Raw genomic sequence first — 18,288 nt, forward strand, 5'->3', positions numbered from 1 at the left:
GCCGGCCGTCGTCGCCAGGAGAGGCCCCAGCATGACCCGACCCGTCCTGACGTCGCTGGCGCTCGCCGCGACGATCGCGCTCGCCGCTGTGCTGGCGCCGCTGCCCGCGGCGGGACCCGCGTGGGCCGAGGCGCCGGCCGCCAAGGCGGCTGCCGCGAAGGCGGCACCGGCGCCCGCGGCCGCCCCGCAGGCGACGACCCCGCAGGCGACGACCCCGCAGCCGGCGGCCTCGCCGCCGGGCCGGAGCCAGGGCGTCCAGGTCAGCGAGTTCAAGCTGGCCAACGGGCTCGAGGTGGTGGTGGTGCCGGACCGGCGCACCCCGGTCGTCACCCACATGATCTATTACAAGGTCGGCTCCGCCGACGAGCCGCCCGGCAAGTCCGGCATCGCGCATTTCCTCGAGCACCTGATGTTCAAGGGCACCGAGAAGAACCCGAGCGGACGCTTCTCCAAGATGCTCGCCACCATCGGGGGCCAGGAGAACGCCTTCACGACCACCGACTACACCGGCTACTTCCAGCGCGTGCCGCGCGAGTTCCTCGGCGACGTGATGGAGTTCGAGGCCGACCGCATGACCGGCCTGGTGCTCACCGACGCCAACGTGCTGCCGGAGCGCGACGTGGTGCTGGAGGAGTACAACATGCGGGTCGCCAACAGCCCGGACGCGCGCATCGGCGAGCAGGTGGCGGCGGCCCTCTATCTCAACCATCCCTACGGCCGGCCGGTGATCGGCTGGCGCAGCGAGATCGAGACGCTGAACCGCGAGGACGCGCTCGCCTTCTACAGGCAGTTCTACGGGCCCAACAACGCCGTCCTGGTGATCGCCGGCGACGTCGAGCCGGAGGCCGTCCGGGCGCTGGCCGAGAAGACCTACGGCAGGATCCCGGTCAGGAGCGACATCGGCCCGCGGCACCGGCCGCAGGAGCCGCCGCCGGTCGCGGTGCGCCAGGTGACGCTCGACGACCCGCGGGTCGCCCAGCCCAGCCTGAATCGCAGTTATCTGGTGCCCTCCTACGCCACCGCCGAGCGCGGCGAGGCGGAGGCGCTCGACGTGCTCGCCCAGATCCTCGGCAGCGGCCCGAACAGCCGGCTGTACCGGCGGCTGGTCGCCGAGAACCGCATCGCCACCACGGCGGGCGCCTGGTACCAGGGCTCGGCCGTCGACGCCACCCGGCTCGGCGTCTACGCCCGGCCGGCGCCGGATTCCTCGCTGCCGGCGGTCGAGACCGCGATCGACGCGGTGATCGCCGAGGTCGTCGCCGACGGCGTCACGGCCGAGGAGCTGGAGCGCGCCAAGACCCGGATGATCGCCGACGCCGTCTACGCCCAGGACAACCAGGCCAGCATGGCGCGCTGGTACGGCACCGCGCTGTCCACCGGCTCGACGGTCGCCGACGTGCTGTCCTGGCCCGACCGCGTGCGCGCCGTGACGGCCGAGCAGGTCCGCCAGGCCGCCAAGACCTGGCTCGACAAGCGCCGCTCGGCGACCGGGTATCTCGTCAAGTCGCTGCCGGCCTCCGGGGAGAAGCGCTCGTGACCCATCTGATCCGGACTGTCGCCGCGGCCGCGGTCGCGCTGGTCGTCGCCGTCCTGGCGCCGGCCGCGCAGGCCACCACGATCGAACGGGTGGTGACGCCCAAGGGCATCGAGGCCTGGCTGGTGCGCGAGCCCTCGGTGCCGATGATCGCCGTGCAGTTCGCCTTCCGGGGCGGCGCCGCCCAGGATCCGGCCGACCGCGCCGGCCTCGCCAATCTGGCCGCCTCGCTGCTCGACGAGGGCGCCGGCGATCTCGACGCCCGCGCCTTCCAGCAGCGGCTGGAGTCGAAGGCGATCGAGTTCTCGATGTCGGCCTATCGGGACTTCCTGATGGGCTCGCTGCGCACCCTGACCGAGAACCGCGACGAGGCGGTCGCGCTGATGAAGATGGCGCTGACCGCGCCGCGCTTCGATCCCGAGGCGGTCGAGCGCATCCGCGCCGACATCCTCGCGGCGCTGCGCCGCGACGCCGTGCAGCCGAACGAGCTCGCCGGCCGCAAGTGGTGGGAGACGGCCTTCGCCGGCCACCCCTACGGCCGGGTGAACCGCGGCACCCTCGAGGACGTGCAGGCGATCACCATCCCGGACCTGAAGGGCTATGTCGGCCGCGTTCTGGCGCGCGACAACCTGAAGATCGGCATCGTCGGCAACATCGACGCGGCGGCCGCCGCGCGCCTGGTCGACGAGGCGTTCGGGTCGCTGCCCGCCAAGGCGCAGCTCGCGCCGGTGCCGCAGGCGACCCCGCAGGATCTCGGCCGCCGCGTGCAGGTCGAGGTCGACGTGCCGCAGTCGACCCTGATGCTCGGCGGCGTCGGCATCGCCCGCGCCGATCCGGACTTCATCCCGGCCTATGTGGTGAACCACATCCTCGGCGGCGGCTCGTTCTCGTCGCGGCTCTATCGCGAGGTGCGCGAGAGCCGCGGCCTCGCCTACGGCGTCTCCTCGTCGCTGGTGCCGCTGAAGAGCGCGGCGCTGTTCTTCGTCTCGACGGCGACGCGGGCCGACCGGGTGAAGGAATCGATGGAGGTGATCGAGGCCGAGATCCGCCGCATGGCGGAGGAGGGCCCGACCGCCGAGGAGCTCGCCCAGGCGAAGTCGTTCCTCAAGGGCTCCTACGCGCTGTCCTTCGACACCTCGGGAAAGATCGCCAGCCAGCTGGTGCTGATCCAGATCGACGATCTCGGCATCGACTACATCGACCGCCGCAACGGGCTGATCGAGGCGGTGACGCTGGACGACGCCCGGCGCGTGGCGAAGCGCCTGCTGTCCGGCAAGATGCTGGCGACCGTCGCCGGCCGCCCCGAGGCCGCGACCGCCGCCGCCCCGGCGCCCTCGCAGACGCCGCCCGTGAAGGCGCAGTAGGGCGGGCGGCCGTCGTTCCGGGGCGCGGGCTGCAAGCCCGCGAGCCCGGAATCCATAGCCCCTGCACCGGTGGCTCACGAGAGACAGGGCGTATGGGTCCCGGGCTCGCGGCCTCCGGCCGCGCCCCGGGACGACGACGCCAAGTCTGACGACGCCAAGTCTCTTGACCGCGCCCGCGGTCTCGCCTTCAACGGCGGCATGATCCGGGTCACCGACCATATCGAGATCGACGAGGCGGAGCTGGAGGAGAGCTTCGTGCGCGCCGGCGGCCCCGGCGGGCAGAACGTCAACAAGGTGGCGACCGCCGTGCAGCTGCGCTTCGACGTGCGCGGCTCGCCCTCGCTGCCCAACGACGTGGCGATCCGGCTGATGCGCATCGCCGGCAGCCGGCTGACCAACGACGGCGTCGTGGTGATCACGGCGCAGCGCTTCCGCACCCAGGAGCGCAACCGCGAGGACGCCCGCGAGCGCCTGCTCGAGATGATCCGCGAGGCGGCGGTCCGCCCGACGCCGCGGATCAAGACCCGCCCGACGCTCGCCTCGAAGAAGCGCCGCGTCGAGGCGAAGAAGCGCCGCTCCACGGTGAAAAGCATGCGGCGGGGCGGGGCGGAGGAGTAGGGGGCAAGGCTCGTGTCCCGGACGCGGTCCGACCCTCTCCCCTCGCGGGAGAGGGTGCCGAGCGAAGCGAGGCGGGTGAGGGGGCCTCCCGCGAATTCAGGGATTGTGGGACGCCCCCTCACCCGTCTCGGACCTTCGGTCCGAGCCACCCTCTCCCGCGAGGGGAGAGGGAAGACGCAGAACAGCCGTTCGCCCTATAATTCGCAGGTTCAGGAACCCCCGAGTCGCTCCATGCCCGTCCGGCAGCTCACCGAGGCCGTCGTCAACCGGATCGCCGCCGGCGAGGTGGTCGAGCGGCCGGCGAGCGTCGTCAAGGAGCTGGTCGAGAACGCGCTCGACGCCGGCGCGACCCGCATCGACGTGATCACCGAGGGCGGCGGGCGGCGGCGCATCACCGTCACGGACGACGGCTGCGGCATGGGGCGCGGCGACCTCGTGCTGGCGGTCGAGCGCCACGCCACCTCCAAGCTCGACGACGAGGACCTGCTCGACATCCGCACGCTGGGCTTCCGCGGCGAGGCGCTGCCGTCGATCGGCGCGGTGGCGAAGCTGCTCATCACGACGCGCCACGCCGAGGAGCCGCACGCCTGGGCGCTCGCCGTCGAGGGCGGCCGCAAGGGCGAGCCGAAGCCGGCGGCCCTCGCCCAGGGCACCCGCATCGACGTGCGGGATCTCTTCTACGCGACGCCGGCGCGGCTCAAGTTCCTCAAGGCCGAGCGCAGCGAGACCGAGGCGATCCGCGACGTGGTGCGGCGGCTGGCGATGGCGCGGCCGGACGTCGCCTTCACGCTCGCCGGCGAGGAGCGCGCGCCCGTCACCTTCCCGGCCGCCGAGGCGACGCTGCTCGGCCACGACGGCGCGGCGAGTGGCCGGCTCACCCGCCTCGCCGACGTGCTCGGTGCCGACTTCGCGCAGAACGCCGTGCCGGTGCGGGGCGGCCGCGACGGGCTCTCGGTGGTCGGCTTCGCCGGGCTGCCGACCTTCAACAAGGCCAACTCGCTGTCGCAGTACCTGTTCGTCAACGGCCGGCCGGTGCGCGACAAGCTCCTGTTCGGCGCGGTGCGCGGCGCCTATGCGGACCATCTCGCGCGCGACCGCCATCCGGTCGTCGCGCTGTTCGTCGACGTCGATCCGCGCGAGGTCGACGTCAACGTCCATCCGGCCAAGGCGGAGGTGCGGTTCCGCGACGCCGGGCTGGTGCGCGCCACCATCGTGCGGGCCCTGATGGACGCGCTGGCGCTCGGCGCCGGCCGCGCCGCCAGCACGGGCGGCGGCGCCACGCTGGCGGCGCTGCGGCCGCGGACGGGCGCTCCTCAGGCGGGCGGACGACCGGCGGGCGCGGCGACGGGCTGGACGGTGCCGCGCCGGCTCGGGTGGGACTGGCGCGGCTCGCCGGCGCGGCCGCCGGCCGCGGCCGGGCACGACGCGGCCGATCAGGACACCGTCGAGCAGGCGCTGCCGGACGGCTTCACCGAGCCGGCGCAGGCCGTCTTCGACGTCGGGCCGCCGTCGGCGGACGCACGGGCGACCGCGTTTCGTCACGACGACGCGGCGGCGGGCGACGCCGACGACCGGCCGCTCGGCGCCGCGCGGGCGCAGCTGCACGAGAACTACATCGTGGCGCAGACCCGCGACGGCATCGTCATCGTCGACCAGCACGCCGCCCACGAGCGCATCGTCTACGAGCGCATGAAGGCGGCGCTGGCCGACGGCGGCATCGCCCGCCAGCTCCTCCTGATCCCCGCCGTGGTCGAGCTCGACGAGGCCGACGTGGAGCGCCTCGCCGCCCGCGCCGAGGAGCTCGCCGGCTTCGGCCTGGTGCTGGAGGCGTTCGGGCCGGGTGCCGTGGCGGTGCGCGAGACGCCCGGGCTGCTCGGCCGCCTCGACGTCGGCGCGCTGGTGCGCGATCTCGCCGAGCACCTCGCCGAATGGGATTCGACCCTGCCGCTGGAGCGCCGCCTCCTGCACGTCGCCGCCACCATGGCGTGCCACGGCTCGATCCGCTCCGGCCGCCGGCTCAAGCCGGAGGAGATGAACGCGCTGCTGCGCGAGATGGAACAGACCCCCAATGCCGGCCAGTGCAACCACGGCCGCCCCACCTATGTGGAGCTGAAGCTGTCGGACATCGAGCGCCTGTTCGGGCGGACGTGAAGCGCGCCGGGCGGGCTCGACCCTCTCCCGCGAGGGGAGAGGGAAGCGGTGCCGCGCCGCGCCTTCGGGCCGGTCGATTTCGCCTCAGCGCGCGACCTCGCGGTAGACGGCGCGGATCTGATCGCGCAGCCAGGCGTGGGCGCGGTCGCGGTCGTGGCGGGCGTGCCAGACCATGCGGATGGCGAGAACGCCGACGTCGAGCGGCACCGGGCGGGTGGCGAGGCCGAAGGACCGGCGGAACACGTCGGCGGCGAGCTGGGTGAACACGCCGATCATGTCGGTGCCGGCGAGCAGCTGCGGCACCGCCGTGAAGTTCGACACGGTGACGAGCGCGTGCCGCTGCAATCCGTGGCGGGCCAGCAGGTCGTCGAAGATCGCCGTGCGGGCGCCGGTGGCGCTGACCACGACATGCGGATAGGCGAGCACGCCGTCGATGTCGAAGCGGGCCCGGCGGCGCATCAGCGGATGGCCGCGCCGCAGCACGCAGTGCAGCGTCTCGTCGAGCAGGTGCTCGTGATGCAGATGCGGCGGCTCCCCGTCGATCCAGCCGATCGCGAGGTCGATGCGGCCGTCGTCCAGCAGGTCGACGGCGTGCTGCCGGTCCGCCGTCGCCACGTGCAGGGCGGCCCGCGGCGCGAGGCGCTGCAGCCGGTCGAGCAGCGCCGGCACGATGGCGACGCTCTGGCGGTCCGGCGTGCTGATGCGGAACACGTCGGTCGCCTGCGCCGGATCGAAGGCGCAGCCCTCCGCCACGATCGCCGCGGCGAGCGCCATCACGTCGCGCAGCGGCCCGCGCAGCGCCTCGGCGCGCGGCGTCGGAACCAGGCCGTCCGCCCCGCGCACCAGGAGATCGTCGCCGAGCGCCGCGCGCAGCCGCGCCAGCGCGTTGGAGACGGCCGGCTGCGAGCGGCCGAGCGCCTCGCCGGCGCGGGTGACGCTGCGCTCGGCGAGCAGCGTGTCGAGCACGCGCAGCAGATTGAGGTCGAAATCGGCGCGGGCCATGGGGCGGAACCGTATTCATCCGATGAATGCCGGCGATTGATAGGATCGATTTCACAAATGCGCAACCCGCCCCTAGAGTCGCGCCCTCCACCGGCGCCGGCTCCGGCGCGTCCGATCCCCCGGGAGTTCCGCATGACCGCTCCGCTCGCGCCGACCCGTCGCGCCGTGCTCGGATCCGCGGCCGCCGCCGCCGCGGCGGCGACGGCCGGCCTCGGCCTGCCGCGCGCCGGCGCCGCCGTGCCGCCGGCCGGGCAGCAGGCGCCCGGCTTCTACCGCTACACCGTCGGCAGCGTGCAGGTGACGGTGGTCAACGACGGCGTCAGCCGCATGCCGGTCGGCGACGGCTTCGTGCTCAACGCGAGCAAGGCCGACGTGCAGGCGGCGCTGAGCGCGGCCTACATGGATCCGGCCTTCTATGCCGGCCCCTACAATCCGATCGTGATCAACACCGGGGCGAAGCTGGTGCTGGTCGACACCGGCACGGGCGAGGCGGCTTTCACGGCGAGCAAGGGGCTGAACGGCCGCTTCCTGCAGAACCTCGCCGCGGCCGGCATCGCGCCCGCGCAGATCGACGCCGTGGTGCTGACCCACTATCACGGCGACCACATCAACGGGCTGCTGCGCGCCGACGGCAGCGTGGCGTTCCCCAATGCCGAGGTGCTGGCGCCGGCGCGCGAGCACGCCTTCTGGACCGACGAGGCCGAGACGAGCCGGGCGACGAATCCGCGCGTGCCGGACGGCGCCAGGAACGTCCGCCGGGTGCTCGGCGGCGAGGTGGCGAAGCGCCTGCGCACCTACGACTGGGACAAGGAGGTGCTGCCCGGGCTCACCGCGGTCGGCACCCCGGGCCACACGCCCGGCCACACCTCGCTGGTGCTCGCCTCCGGCGGCAAGCATGTCTACATCCAGGGCGACGTCACCCACGCGCCGGTCCTGTTCGCCCGCAATCCCGGCTGGCATTTCATGCTCGACGTCGACCCGATCGCCGCCGAGGCGACGCGCCGCAGGGTCTACGACATGCTGGTGGCCGAGCGCATGCTCGTGCAGGGCTTCCACTATCCGTTCCCGGCGCTCGCCCATGTCGCGCGCAGCGGCACCGGCTATCGCGAGGAGCTGGTCCCGTGGAGCACGGCGCTCTGATCCCTCGCGACCCTTCGCCCCGACACCCACGCACCGCGACCTTCGCAACGGAGCTTCGCATGAGACGATCCTTCCCCTCGGCCGTGATGGCGCTCGCCGGGCTGGCGCTCGCCTGGACCGGCTCGCCGGCGGCGGCGCAGGACTGGCCGACCCGGCCCGTCACCCTGATCGTGCCGTTCCTGGCCGGCGGGCCGATCGACGTGATCGCCCGCGTGCAGGCCCAGAAGCTCGGCGAGATCCTCGGCCAGACCGTGATCGTCGAGAATGTCGGCGGCGGCGGCGGCGCGCTCGGCGCCCAGCGCATCGCCCGCGGCACGCCGGACGGCTACATCTTCGTGATGGGGAATGTCGGCACCCACGCCTATCACCCGACCCTGTATGCCAAGCCGCTCTACGATCCGGTGGCCGACTTCGCGCCGGTGGGGCTGACCACCGAGTCGCCGCGCCTGCTGGTCGCCCGGCCGACCCTGCCGGTCGCCGACCTGAAGGGCTTCGTCGCCTTCGCCAAGGCCAACCACGCGACCATGAGCTTCGGCTCCGGCGGCCTCGGCTCGGCCACCCACGTGCCGTGCCTGCTGGTCAACCAGGCGATGGGCGTGACGGTGACGCACGTGCCGTATCGCGGCGCGGCGCCCGCCATGCAGGACGTGATCGGCGGCCGCACCGACTACATGTGCGACTCGATCCAGACCGCGGTGCCGCAGGTGAAGCAGAACAACGTCAAGGCGCTCGCCGTGCTCTCGGCGGTCCGCTCGCCGCTGCTGCCCGAGGTGCCGACCGCCGCCGAGGCCGGCCTGCCGGGCGTCGAGGCCGACACCTGGAACGCCGTCTTCCTGCCCAAGGGCACGCCCGAGCCGATCGTCAGGAAGCTCGTCGCCGCCGTGAACCAGACGCTCGACGACCCGACCGTGAGGAAACGCCTCGACGAGCTCGGCCTCGCCATCGTGCCGCCGGAGCGGCGCGGGCCCGACTATCTCGCCACCTTCGTGAAGTCCGAGATCGCCCGCTGGGCCCCCGCCATCCAGGCGGCCGGGCTGAAGGTGGAGTAGGGGCTCGCCGTCACGCCGCGGTTCGGGGCGGCCCGACAGCCGCCCCGACCCGCGTCCTCACAGCCCCTGGCGGGCGCCGTTCAGGAACAGCGCCCAGGCCTTCTCGAAATAGGCGTTCTGGGCGCGGGTCGAGGCATAGGTCGCCTTGCCCAGCATCGCATCGACGGTCGGCCCGATCGCGATGCAGTTCAGCAGGTGCGCGGCGAGGAACCGGACGTCGCCGGGGCCGAGCACCCCGGCCGCCTGCGCCTCCTCGATCAGCGCGAGCAGGCGGTCCATGATCGGATCGTGCGGATTGTCGGCCACGGCCTGGCCGACCACCAGCGCCTCGCTCAGGGCGATGCGCTGGAAGGCGATCAGCGTCGGGTCGAGATTGACGGTCAGGAGCCATCGCGCGGCGCCGCGCAGGCGCGCCAGCACGTCGCCGGTCTGCGCCGCCATGGTCGCCTGGAAGTGCGCCTGCGTCTGCCTGCGGGCGTGCTCGACCACCCCGGCGAAGAGCGCCAGCTTGGACGGAAAGCGGCGGTAGACCGTGTCCTTGCCGACGCCGCAGGCGGCGACGACCTGCTCGACCGAGGTCGCGGCATAGCCCTGCTCCGCGAACAGCCGTGACGCGGTCTCGATGATGCGGAGCGACTTCGCCTCGCCGGCGGCCTTCGACGGCCGCCCGGTGTTCCGCGCCTTCTGAGTCATGGATCGGTCCTGCGCGCGATGTCGCGGTTCGCGTCTCGTTCGCTCGGGCTCGTTCCCTGAACGCAGCATGCTCGTCAAGTCCCGTCTGCCGAAACATTTCTCGAATTATTCCAATTACATGTTTGCGCCGAGGATGGCAATGCGTCTGGACAGGACGGTCCCGTCCCGTTTATTCGTCGTCGCTGTCGGGAACGACGGCACTGGCGGGGGGCGGGATGACGATCGATCGTGCATTCGTTGTGTGTGCGGCGCTGGCGGCGACGACGGCCGGCCTCGCGGAGGCGAAGGCCCAGGACGCCGCCGCCGAGGCGACGCTCTCGCCGATCGTCGTCAACGCCGACGCCACCCGCGACAGCACGCGGGACAGCTACCTCGACAAGAGCACCACGACCGCGACCAAGACCGACACGCCGGTCGTCGAGACGCCGCAGTCGATCTCGACGGTGACGCGCCGGCAGATCGACGACCAGAACGCGCAGACCGTCGGCAACGCGCTGCGCTACACGTCGGGGGTGCTGTCCGACGCCGACACCAACGCGCGCTACGACAGCGTGTTCATCCGCGGCTTCGGCGGCTTCGGGACCTCGACCAACTACGTCAGCTTCCTCGACGGCCTGAAGCTGCCGCGCGGCCAGGCGTTCGCCAACACGGCGATCGACCCGTTCCTGCTCGACCGCGTCGAGGTGCTGAAAGGGCCGTCGGCGCTGCTCTACGGCCAGACGAGCCCGGGCGGTCTGGTCAATCAGATCAGCCGGATGCCGAGCGCGACGCCCTACAACGAGGTCCGGCTCGAAGGCGGCTCGCACGGGCGCATCCAGTCGGGGGTGACGAGCCAGGGCGCGATCGACAAGGAGGGGCACTGGCTCTACAGCATGACGGCGATCGGCCGGTCGTCCGGCACGCGCTACGACGACGTGGACGAGAAGCGCATCGCCGTCGCGCCGGCCCTGACCTGGACGCCGGACGCCGACACCCGGCTGACGATCCTGAGCTACTATCAGCGCGATCCGAAGGGCGGCTACTTCAACTCGCTCTATCCGACGTTCCTGGCGCCAGCCCAGTACCGGCCGTTCCTCAACTCCAGGCTCAATGTCGGCGACCCGGGATTCGACGCCTTCGAGCGCGAGCAGTACGGCATCGGCTATCAGTTCGATCATCGCTTCAACAACGTCGTCAGCCTGCATTCGGCGCTGCGCTATTCGCATGTCGACATCGACATGCAGTCGCTGCAGATGAACGGTGCGCTCTCGTCGACCGGCATCCTGCCGCGCTGGGCGGTGCGGTCCATCGAGGCGGTGGACGGGGTGTCGACCGACAATCGCCTGCAGTTCGACGTCGCCACCGGGCCCGTGACGCACAAGATCCTGACCGGCGTCGACTATCAGAACAGCAGCAGCAGCTGGATCTACAAGCTCGGGGCGGCGACCTCGCTCGACGTCACCAATCCGCTCTACTATCAGCCGGTCGGGTCGCTCGCGACCTATATCGACAGCGACCAGAGGCTGAGCCAGACCGGAGTCTACGTCCAGGACCAGATCAGCCTCGGCGGGTGGCGGGCGACCCTCGGCGTCCGCCACGACTGGACCTCGCAGAGCACCGACAACCGCCTCGCCGCCACCACCAGCGACCAGTCGGCCGACAAGACGACCTACCGGGCCGGTCTCCTGTATCTGTTCGACAACGGCATCGCGCCCTATGCGAGCTACTCGACCTCGTTCGAGCCGGTGGTCGGCGTCGGCGTCGACGGGTCGCCCTTCGTGCCGACGACGGGCGAGCAATACGAGGCCGGCGTCAAGTATCAGCCCGCCGCGCTCCCGATCCTGCTGACCGCCGCGGCCTTCGACATCCGCCAGAAGAACGTGCTGACGCCGTCCGCGGTGTCCGGCTTCAACGTCCAGCAGGGCGAGATCCGCTCGCAGGGCGTCGAGCTCGAGGCGCGCGGCAACGTGACCGACAGTGTCGAGCTGATCGGCGCGCTGACGCTCCTCGACACGCGGGTGACGGAATCGTCCACCGCGAGCGTGATCGGCAATCGTCCGCAGGCGGTGCCCGACTATTTCGGCTCGATCTGGATGAACTACACGATCAAGTGGGGCGCGCTGAGCGGCCTCACGCTGGGCGGTGGCGTCCGCCGTGTCGGCCCGACCTTCGCCGACGACGCCAACACGATCGAGAACCCCGGCTACACGGTCGTCGACGCGGCACTGCGATACGATCTGACGAATCTCAGGCCGGAGCTGAAGGGGGCGGAGCTCACGCTCAACGTCACCAACCTGCTCGACAAGGAGTACTATTCGAGCTGCTCGTCGAACTACTACTGCCAGTTCGCGAACCGCCGGCTGATCCTCGCCGGGCTGCGCTACCGATGGTGAGGACGCGCCGGGAGCGGTGCGGCCGCCGACCGGAGCGGCCGCGATGACGCCGCGCAGCGTCCGTCGCTGGGCGTGGGTTCACCGCTGGAGCAGCCTGGTCTGCACGGTCTTCGCGCTGCTCCTGTGCCTGACCGGGCTGCCGCTCGTCTTCCACGACGAGCTCGGGCCGAACCCGACGCTCGCCGACGTTCCGCCCGACCTGCCGCCCGACCTGCCGCCCGCGTCGGTCGACGCGATGATCGCGCAGGCGCTGGCGGCGCGGCCGGGCCACGTGGTGCCCTACCTGTTCTTCGACCGGGACAGGCCGATCGTGAAGGTGCCGACCGCGCCGAGCATGACGACGGAGCCGTCGTCCTTCCATTATCGCGTGTTCGACACCCGCACCGGCGCGGCGCTCGATGCCGCCCAGCCGAACGAAGGCTTCATGTACGTGATGCTGCGGCTGCATGTCGACCTGTTCGCCGGCGTGCCGGGCACGCTGTTTCTCGGCGGCATGGGACTCCTGCTGGTCGTCGCGATCGTGTCCGGCGTCGTGCTCTACGGGCCGTTCACCCGCCGTCTCGATTTCGGGACCGTCCGCCGGGACGGCAGCCGCCGCCTGAAATGGCTCGACCTGCACAATCTCCTCGGCATCGTGACGCTGGCGTGGTTCGCCGTGGTCACGCTGACCGGCGTGATCAACACGCTCGCCGCGCCGATCGAGCTCGCCTGGCAGGCCGGTCAGCTCGTCGAGATGGCGGCGCAGGCGAAGCCCCTTCGCAGCGACGGGGAGCGCGCCTCGGTCGATGCGCTGCTGCGCAACGTCCGCGACGCGGTTCCGGACATGGCCGTCACCACGGTCGCCTTCCCGGGGACGCCGTTCTCGACCGACGCGCATGTCGCGATCTTCCTGACCGGCGACACGCCGATCACCAGCCGCATCCTGAAGCCGGCGCTCGCCGATGCGGCGACCGGGCGCGTGGTCGCGGTGCGCGACATGCCCTGGTACGCGACGATGCTGTTCATGTCGCAGCCGCTGCATTTCGGCGATTATGGCGGCCTGCCGCTCAAGATCCTCTGGGCGCTCCTCGATGTCGCGACCATCGTCGTGCTCGCCAGCGGCCTCTATCTCTGGTGGCCCGGGCGGCGGCGCGTGCCGGGCGACGCGGCGGTGCGCCTGGACCGTGCGGCCGGACCCGCGCGGGTCGAGGTCGGGAGATGAGTCGGGGGACGGTCGGGGCCGGGCGACAGTGGCGGTGGCCGATCGCGCTGGCCGCATCGACCCTGCTGGGGCTCGTCGCCGCCCTGGTGGGCGAGGGCGGCGTCTGGTGGGCCGTGTCCTGGGCGGCTCTCGCGGTCCCGCTGCTGGTGATCCTCCGCTGCGTCGTTCCGCGGGCGCCGGCGGGCGGCGGCCCGCTCACCCCGCCCTGAGGAACGTCACCGCGGTGTCGTCGTAGACGCGGCGCTCGAGCTCCTGAAAGCCGTCGAGCGCCGGCAGGGGCGCATCGGCGGACTCCTCCACCACCACCAGCGCGTCGGGCTTCAGCCAGCCGCCGGCGCGCGCCGCGGCGAGCGCCGGGACGGCGAGGCCGCGGCCATAGGGCGGATCGAGGAACACCAGCGAGAAGGGCGGCATCGGCGAGGCGAGGCCGAGCTTCTGCGCGTCGCGGCGGTAGATCTTCGTCACCCCGCCGAGCCCGAGATTCTCCACGTTCTGGCGGATCAGGGCGCGCGCCTCGGCGCCGTCGTCGACGAACAGCGTGAAGGAGGCGCCGCGCGACACCGCCTCCAGGCCGAGCGCGCCGGTGCCGGCGAACAGGTCGAGGACGCGGCCGTCGCCGACCGGGTCGCCATAGGCGTGCGCCAGGATGTTGAACAGCGACTCGCGCAGGCGGTCGGAGGTCGGCCGGATCGCGGCCGAGCGCGGTCCGGCGAGCGTGCGCCCGCGCAGCCGTCCCCCGACGATCCGCATCAGCCGCCCCGCGGACCGGAGCGCGGCCCGGACGAGCGCGGTCCCGGCGGGCGTCCGCCCGGTCGTCCGCCCGGCTTGCCGCCGAACGGCTTGCCGCCCGGCTTGCCCCCGAACGACTTGCCGCCGCGCGGTCCGCCCGGCTTGAAGCCGCCCGGCTTGTCGCTGCGCGGACCGCCGGACTTGAAGCCGCCGGACTTGAAGCCGCCCGGCTTGCGGTCGCCGGCGGGGCGCTCGCGGAACGGCCGGTCACCCTCCGCCCGCTTGGGCCGGAACGGCCGGTCGCCCTCGGTGCGGGCCCGGAACGGCCGGTCGCCCTGCGGTCGATCGCCTTCGGAGCGCTTGCGGAACGGGCGGTCGCCCTCGGCGCGGGCGCGGAACGGACGGTCGCCCTGGGGCCGATCACCCTCGGGCCGCTTGCGGAACGGCCGGTCGCCCTCGGTGCGGGCCCGGAACGGCCGGTCGCCCTGCGGCCGGTCGCCTTCGGGCCGCTTGCGGAACGGGCGATCGCCCTCGGCGCGGGCGCGGAACGGACGCTCGCCCTGGGGCCGATCGCCGGCCGGCCGCTCGCGGAACGGCCGGTCGCCCTCGGCGCGGGCCCGGAACGGCCGGTCGCCCTGCGGCCGGTCACCTTCGGGGCGCTTGCGGAACGGACGATCCCCCTCGGCGCGGGCGCGGAACGGCCGCTCGCCCTGGGGCCGGTCGCCTTCGGGCCGCTTGCGGAACGGCCGGTCCCCCTGCGGGCGGTCCCCTTCGGGGCGCTTGCGGAACGGACGGTCGCCGGCCGGCCGCTCACGGAACGGCCGGTCGCCTTCGGGGCGCGCCCGATAGGGGCGGTCGCCCTCGGCGCGGTCGCGGCGCGGCCGCTCGTCGCTGCTGCGCTCGCGGTACGGCCGTCCGGCGGCGGCCCGCGGGCCGCCGGCGGCGCGGGCGCCGGCCGGCTTGCCGCGGAACGGCTTTCTGGCCGGCATCGCCTCCTCCGTCTTGGCCTCGCCGAAGCGCTCGACCAGCACGCGGCGGCCCTTGCGGTCGGTCAGCAGGCCGGCCCGCTTCGGCCCGGCCGGTTCCTCGCGCGACGGCTTGCCGGTCTCGCTGCGCTCGCCCTTGTAGTGGGTGCGCAGCGGCGAATCCTCCGAGCGCCAGGCGTTGCCGCGGCGCGGCCGGCCGACCGGCGGCTCCAGGACCTCGTCGCGGTCGCGGCGGCGGAAGCGCGGCTTGTCCCCGCCGGCGTCGAAGCGGCCGCGGCTGCCCCGGTCGTCGCGGTCGCGCATGTCGCGGGCGCCGCGGACCGGCGCGCCGCGGCCGGCCGGCGCGCCGCGAACGGCGGGCGTGCCGCGGGCGCCGCGCTCGGCGCGCTCGCGCCGCTGCTCCTCGGTGGGCGCGCGCGGCGTCAGCGGGCCGGAGAAGTCGCAGCCGGCCTCCTGGGCGAGGCGCTCGCCGAGCTGCTCGCGCAGCACCCGGGTCTTCACCTCCTCGATGTCGCCGTCCATCAGCTCGCCGAGCTGGAACGGGCCGTAGGAGACGCGGATCAGTCGGTTCACCTGCAGGCCGAGCGTGTCGAGGACGTTGCGCACCTCGCGGTTCTTGCCCTCGCGGATGCCGATGGTGAGCCAGACATTGGCGCCCTGGGCGCGGTCGAGGGTCGCCTCGATCGGGCCGTACTGGATGCCCTCGACCTCGAGGCCGTTCTTCAGCCGGTCGAGCTGGGCCTGGTCGACCGAGCCGTGCGCCCGCACCCGGTAGCGGCGCAGCCAGCCGGTCGCCGGCAGCTCGAGCTGGCGGGCGAGGCCGCCGTCGTTGGTGAGCAGCAGCAGGCCCTCGGTGGCGATGTCGAGGCGGCCGACGCTGATCAGCCGCGGCAGATCCTCGGGCAGCGCGTCGAAGATGGTCGGGCGGCCCTCGGGGTCGAAGCTCGTCGTCACCAGCCCGACCGGCTTGTAGTAGAGGAACAGCCGGGTGCGCTCGGCGGCCGGCAGGGGCTCGCCGTCGACCGTGATGCGGTCCTTCGCGGTGACGTCGAGGGCGGGCGAAGAGATGACCGTGCCGTTGACGGCGACGCGGCCGGCCTCGATCCACGCCTCCGCGTCGCGGCGCGAGCACAGGCCGGCGCGCGCCATCACCTTGGCGATGCGCTCGCCGTCGGGCGGGGCGGGGCGCTGCGCGGGCGCGGTGTCGTGCGCGGTATCTTCGGGCTTGTCCGGCATGGTCTCGATCTTGGATAAGGAGCGAGCCTGATAGCAGAGTTCGCGCGGCGGAACGAGCCTTTGACGTCTTTCATGGATCTGGCGCTCGGCGAGGCACGGGCGGCGCAGGACGCCGGCGAGGTGCCGATCGGCTGCGTGATCGTGCGCGACGGTGCCGTGGTGGCGCGCGGCCACAACCGCACCCTCCGCGATCGCGACCCGACCGCCCATGCCGAGCTGCTGGCGATCCGGGCCGCCTGCGCGGCGCTCGGCAGCGAGCGGCTGCCCGACTGCGACCTCTACGTCACGCTGGAGCCGTGCCCGATGTGCGCGGCGGCGATCTCCTTCGCCCGCCTCCGGCGATTGTACTATGGCGCCACCGACCCCAAGGGCGGGGCCGTGGAGAGCGGCGTGCGGTACTACGCCTCGCCGACCTGCCACCACCGCCCCGAGGTCTATTCCGGCATCGGCGAGACCGAGGCGGCGGCGCTGTTGCGGGGGTTCTTTCGGGAGCGGCGGTGAGCGTCACGGAGCCCCTTCGAGGCGCCACGGGTTCAGCACGTCGACCTCCAGCGGCTCGAAATCCCGGGTGTTGCGGGTCACGACGATCAGCCCGTGAACCAGGGCCGTTGCCGCGATGAAGGCATCCCGCTCGGGCCGCGGATCGGGACCATGCAGGGCGGCGCATCGCTGCGCGACCCGGGTGTCGATCGGCAGAATCCGGTCGGCGAAGCGTGGCATGACCGTCTCGTCGATCCATCTGCGGAGCACTCTGCCCTGGACGGCGTCCTTTCGCGCGAGCCTCGAAGCGCCGATCTCGATCTCCAGGATCGAAATGACGGACAGGAAGACTTGCGGCGTCGGGACCTGCGCGGCCCACGCCACCACCGAGGGATGAGCCTTGTCCGGGCGCCTCAGCTCCGACACGACGTTGGTGTCGAGCAGATACATCAATCGAAATCGACGGGCTTCATGAAGCCTTGGAGCTTCGGCGGATCGAAGTCGAAACCGGCGTCGTCGCCGGACTGGGCCAAAGCCTCCGCGAGGCTCATCACACGCTCGGTCCGGCCGAGCAGCCGGTCGTAGTCGTCGATCGACAGCAGCACGAGGGCCGGCCGTCCGCGATCGGTGATGAACACCGGCCCCCTCTCGGCGGCCTTCTTGGCCTTGCTGGTGTTCTGGTTGAACTCGCGGCTCGTCATGGTGGTGCGCATCGCCACCTCCTCGGTCCGGTCTGGCGATGGAATGTAGAAACGTTGCTACATTTGCGCAAGGGGCGCGGCGGCCGTCACCCCTCCAGCAGCGCCGAGAGGTCGCGCTTGATCTCCTCCTTGATGGCCTCGCCGGCCCGGATGATGGCGATGGCCTGCAGGAAGTCGAGCAGGCGGAAGATCCCGACATTGGGGCGGATCAGCAGGTCGGGGCGGACCCGCTTGAGCTTCTCGGCGACCAGGGCATGGCCCATCAGCGTGATGGTGGCGGAAACCGAGTCGAAGGCCTCGGGCACGGCGGTCTTGTCGCGCGGCGCCGTGGAGCAGTCGACCGCGACGACCACGTCGGCGCGGCCGGCGAGCTGGGTGAAGGGCAGGGGATCGACGGCGGCGCCGTCGACCAGCACGCGGCCGTCGTGCTCCACCGGCCGCATCAGGCCGGGAATCGCCATCGAGGCGGCGATGGCCGGGCGCAGCGGCCCGTCGGAGAACACCACCTCGTCCTGGCCGAACAGGTCGGCGGCGACCACCAGGAGCGGGATGCGCAGGTCGGCGAAGCTGGCCGGGATCGCCTCGGGCAGGAAGGCGGCGCAGAACTTGTCGGGATCGAGCAGCACCGGATTGTGGCCGAACGGCACCCGCAGCAGGCTCGACCAGGCGAAGCCGGCGGCGCGCGCGCCGAGCAGGCGGCCGATCAGGGCGGCGCGGTCGTGCACCGTGGCGATGACGTGCCGGCGCAGCGCCCGCGGGCTCATGCCGGCCGCGTAGGCGGCGCCCATCAGGGCGCCGATCGACGAGCCCGAGATGGCGACCGGCTTGACCCCGAGCTCGTCCAGCGCCTCGAACACGGCGATATGGGCGAGCCCGCGCGCCCCGCCGGCCCCGAGCGCGAGCGCGAAGGATTTCATGGCGGAGCACCGTACACCTCTCCCCGCGTGCGGGGAGAGGTCGACGCGCGGAGCGCGGCGGGTGAGGGGGCGCTTCCGTATCCACGAGGCGCCCCCTCGCCCGGGCTTCGCGCCT

General features: G+C 72.7%; 17 protein-coding genes. 10 read left to right on the forward strand and 7 right to left on the reverse strand.

The annotated features are described in order from the left end of the window. Positions 1-31: 31 nt before the first annotated feature. The 4 genes from J2S22_RS27015 (at position 32) to mutL (ending at position 5,667) form a co-directional block, all read left to right on the forward strand. On the forward strand, positions 32-1,537 hold the full coding sequence (locus J2S22_RS27015; protein WP_272780176.1) for a M16 family metallopeptidase: 1,506 nt from the start codon (positions 32-34) through the stop codon (positions 1,535-1,537). Next, positions 1,534-2,898 (forward strand): M16 family metallopeptidase, encoded by a 1,365-nt coding sequence (locus tag J2S22_RS27020; RefSeq protein ID WP_272780175.1) that lies wholly within the window; start codon positions 1,534-1,536, stop codon positions 2,896-2,898. Before J2S22_RS27015 ends, J2S22_RS27020 begins: the two co-directional genes overlap by 4 nt. Positions 2,899-3,096: 198 nt before the next feature. Next, on the forward strand, positions 3,097-3,516 hold the full coding sequence (arfB, locus tag J2S22_RS27025; RefSeq protein WP_272780174.1) for an alternative ribosome rescue aminoacyl-tRNA hydrolase ArfB: 420 nt from the start codon (positions 3,097-3,099) through the stop codon (positions 3,514-3,516). Positions 3,517-3,747: 231 nt separating this feature from the next. Continuing rightward, on the forward strand, positions 3,748-5,667 hold the full coding sequence (mutL, locus tag J2S22_RS27030; protein ID WP_272780665.1) for a DNA mismatch repair endonuclease MutL: 1,920 nt from the start codon (positions 3,748-3,750) through the stop codon (positions 5,665-5,667). Between the two features lie 84 nt (positions 5,668-5,751). On the opposite strand, the gene J2S22_RS27035 is transcribed toward mutL, so the two are convergent. Next, complete coding sequence (locus J2S22_RS27035; protein WP_272780666.1) at positions 5,752-6,669, reverse strand: LysR family transcriptional regulator; 918 nt, start codon at positions 6,667-6,669, stop codon at positions 5,752-5,754. Between the two features lie 132 nt (positions 6,670-6,801). On the opposite strand from J2S22_RS27035, the gene J2S22_RS27040 reads away from it, so the two are divergent. After that, entirely contained in the window at positions 6,802-7,809 is a 1,008-nt protein-coding gene (locus J2S22_RS27040) for an MBL fold metallo-hydrolase (protein ID WP_272780667.1), read from the forward strand. A 59-nt stretch (positions 7,810-7,868) separates the two neighbouring features. After that, positions 7,869-8,858 carry a Bug family tripartite tricarboxylate transporter substrate binding protein gene (locus J2S22_RS27045; RefSeq protein ID WP_272780668.1) on the forward strand — a complete coding sequence of 330 codons (990 nt, stop codon included), beginning with the start codon at positions 7,869-7,871 and terminating at the stop codon, positions 8,856-8,858. 57 nt (positions 8,859-8,915) lie between these two features. Here J2S22_RS27045 and J2S22_RS27050 read toward each other — a convergent pair whose 3' ends face one another. Then, positions 8,916-9,551 carry a TetR/AcrR family transcriptional regulator gene (locus J2S22_RS27050; RefSeq protein WP_272780669.1) on the reverse strand — a complete coding sequence of 212 codons (636 nt, stop codon included), beginning with the start codon at positions 9,549-9,551 and terminating at the stop codon, positions 8,916-8,918. Positions 9,552-9,766: 215 nt separating this feature from the next. Between J2S22_RS27050 and J2S22_RS27055 the strand changes: the two genes are divergently transcribed. The 3 genes from J2S22_RS27055 to J2S22_RS27065 are packed head-to-tail and all read left to right on the forward strand — an operon-like array spanning position 9,767 to position 13,333. Beyond that, positions 9,767-11,923 carry a TonB-dependent siderophore receptor gene (locus tag J2S22_RS27055; RefSeq protein WP_272780670.1) on the forward strand — a complete coding sequence of 719 codons (2,157 nt, stop codon included), beginning with the start codon at positions 9,767-9,769 and terminating at the stop codon, positions 11,921-11,923. Between the two features lie 43 nt (positions 11,924-11,966). Next, entirely contained in the window at positions 11,967-13,124 is a 1,158-nt protein-coding gene (locus tag J2S22_RS27060) for a PepSY-associated TM helix domain-containing protein (protein ID WP_272780671.1), read from the forward strand. After that, on the forward strand, positions 13,121-13,333 hold the full coding sequence (locus J2S22_RS27065) for a hypothetical protein (protein WP_272780672.1): 213 nt from the start codon (positions 13,121-13,123) through the stop codon (positions 13,331-13,333). Before J2S22_RS27060 ends, J2S22_RS27065 begins: the two co-directional genes overlap by 4 nt. Here J2S22_RS27065 and rsmD read toward each other — a convergent pair. Further along, the gene (rsmD, locus tag J2S22_RS27070) at positions 13,320-13,874 is read right to left on the reverse strand and encodes a 16S rRNA (guanine(966)-N(2))-methyltransferase RsmD (RefSeq protein ID WP_272780673.1); all 555 of its coding nucleotides are present in this window, start codon (positions 13,872-13,874) and stop codon (positions 13,320-13,322) included. The genes J2S22_RS27065 and rsmD overlap by 14 nt on opposite strands. Further along, positions 13,874-16,075: a pseudouridine synthase gene (locus J2S22_RS27075; protein WP_272780674.1), complete on the reverse strand. Its 2,202-nt coding sequence runs from the start codon at positions 16,073-16,075 to the stop codon at positions 13,874-13,876. The genes rsmD and J2S22_RS27075 overlap by 1 nt, the downstream gene beginning before the upstream one ends. 72 nt (positions 16,076-16,147) lie before the next feature. Between J2S22_RS27075 and J2S22_RS27080 the strand changes: the two genes are divergently transcribed. Further along, entirely contained in the window at positions 16,148-16,576 is a 429-nt protein-coding gene (locus J2S22_RS27080; RefSeq protein ID WP_272780678.1) for a nucleoside deaminase, read from the forward strand. Positions 16,577-16,579: 3 nt separating this feature from the next. Here J2S22_RS27080 and J2S22_RS27085 read toward each other — a convergent pair whose 3' ends face one another. The 3 genes from J2S22_RS27085 to J2S22_RS27095 all read right to left on the reverse strand — a co-directional run bounded on the left by J2S22_RS27085 (position 16,580) and on the right by J2S22_RS27095 (position 18,173). Then, positions 16,580-17,005, reverse strand: a complete 426-nt coding sequence (locus J2S22_RS27085; RefSeq protein ID WP_272780675.1) for a type II toxin-antitoxin system VapC family toxin — start codon at positions 17,003-17,005, stop codon at positions 16,580-16,582. Further along, entirely contained in the window at positions 17,005-17,268 is a 264-nt protein-coding gene (locus tag J2S22_RS27090; protein ID WP_272780676.1) for a type II toxin-antitoxin system Phd/YefM family antitoxin, read from the reverse strand. Before J2S22_RS27090 ends, J2S22_RS27085 begins: the two co-directional genes overlap by 1 nt. Before the next feature lie 74 nt (positions 17,269-17,342). Beyond that, positions 17,343-18,173 (reverse strand): patatin-like phospholipase family protein, encoded by an 831-nt coding sequence (locus J2S22_RS27095; RefSeq protein ID WP_272780677.1) that lies wholly within the window; start codon positions 18,171-18,173, stop codon positions 17,343-17,345. Positions 18,174-18,288: the final 115 nt, after the last annotated feature.

This window comes from Rhodoplanes tepidamans, assembly GCF_030813915.1.
Classification (GTDB): Bacteria; Pseudomonadota; Alphaproteobacteria; order Rhizobiales; family Xanthobacteraceae; genus Rhodoplanes; species Rhodoplanes tepidamans.

Bases quoted from the DNA above. Each gene is read 5' to 3' on its own strand.
- J2S22_RS27080 (WP_272780678.1), top strand. From the start codon at position 16,148: ATGGATCTGGCGCTCGGCGAGGCACGGGCGGCGCAGGACGCCGGCGAG.
- arfB (WP_272780174.1), top strand. From the start codon at position 3,097: ATGATCCGGGTCACCGACCATATCGAGATCGACGAGGCGGAGCTGGAG.
- J2S22_RS27095 (WP_272780677.1), bottom strand. From the start codon at position 18,173: ATGAAATCCTTCGCGCTCGCGCTCGGGGCCGGCGGGGCGCGCGGGCTC.
- J2S22_RS27055 (WP_272780670.1), top strand. From the start codon at position 9,767: ATGACGATCGATCGTGCATTCGTTGTGTGTGCGGCGCTGGCGGCGACG.
- rsmD (WP_272780673.1), bottom strand. From the start codon at position 13,874: ATGCGGATCGTCGGGGGACGGCTGCGCGGGCGCACGCTCGCCGGACCG.
- mutL (WP_272780665.1), top strand. From the start codon at position 3,748: ATGCCCGTCCGGCAGCTCACCGAGGCCGTCGTCAACCGGATCGCCGCC.
- J2S22_RS27090 (WP_272780676.1), bottom strand. From the start codon at position 17,268: ATGCGCACCACCATGACGAGCCGCGAGTTCAACCAGAACACCAGCAAG.
- J2S22_RS27065 (WP_272780672.1), top strand. From the start codon at position 13,121: ATGAGTCGGGGGACGGTCGGGGCCGGGCGACAGTGGCGGTGGCCGATC.
- J2S22_RS27050 (WP_272780669.1), bottom strand. From the start codon at position 9,551: ATGACTCAGAAGGCGCGGAACACCGGGCGGCCGTCGAAGGCCGCCGGC.
- J2S22_RS27035 (WP_272780666.1), bottom strand. From the start codon at position 6,669: ATGGCCCGCGCCGATTTCGACCTCAATCTGCTGCGCGTGCTCGACACG.
- J2S22_RS27085 (WP_272780675.1), bottom strand. From the start codon at position 17,005: ATGTATCTGCTCGACACCAACGTCGTGTCGGAGCTGAGGCGCCCGGAC.
- J2S22_RS27015 (WP_272780176.1), top strand. From the start codon at position 32: ATGACCCGACCCGTCCTGACGTCGCTGGCGCTCGCCGCGACGATCGCG.
- J2S22_RS27060 (WP_272780671.1), top strand. From the start codon at position 11,967: ATGACGCCGCGCAGCGTCCGTCGCTGGGCGTGGGTTCACCGCTGGAGC.
- J2S22_RS27075 (WP_272780674.1), bottom strand. From the start codon at position 16,075: ATGCCGGACAAGCCCGAAGATACCGCGCACGACACCGCGCCCGCGCAG.
- J2S22_RS27040 (WP_272780667.1), top strand. From the start codon at position 6,802: ATGACCGCTCCGCTCGCGCCGACCCGTCGCGCCGTGCTCGGATCCGCG.
- J2S22_RS27045 (WP_272780668.1), top strand. From the start codon at position 7,869: ATGAGACGATCCTTCCCCTCGGCCGTGATGGCGCTCGCCGGGCTGGCG.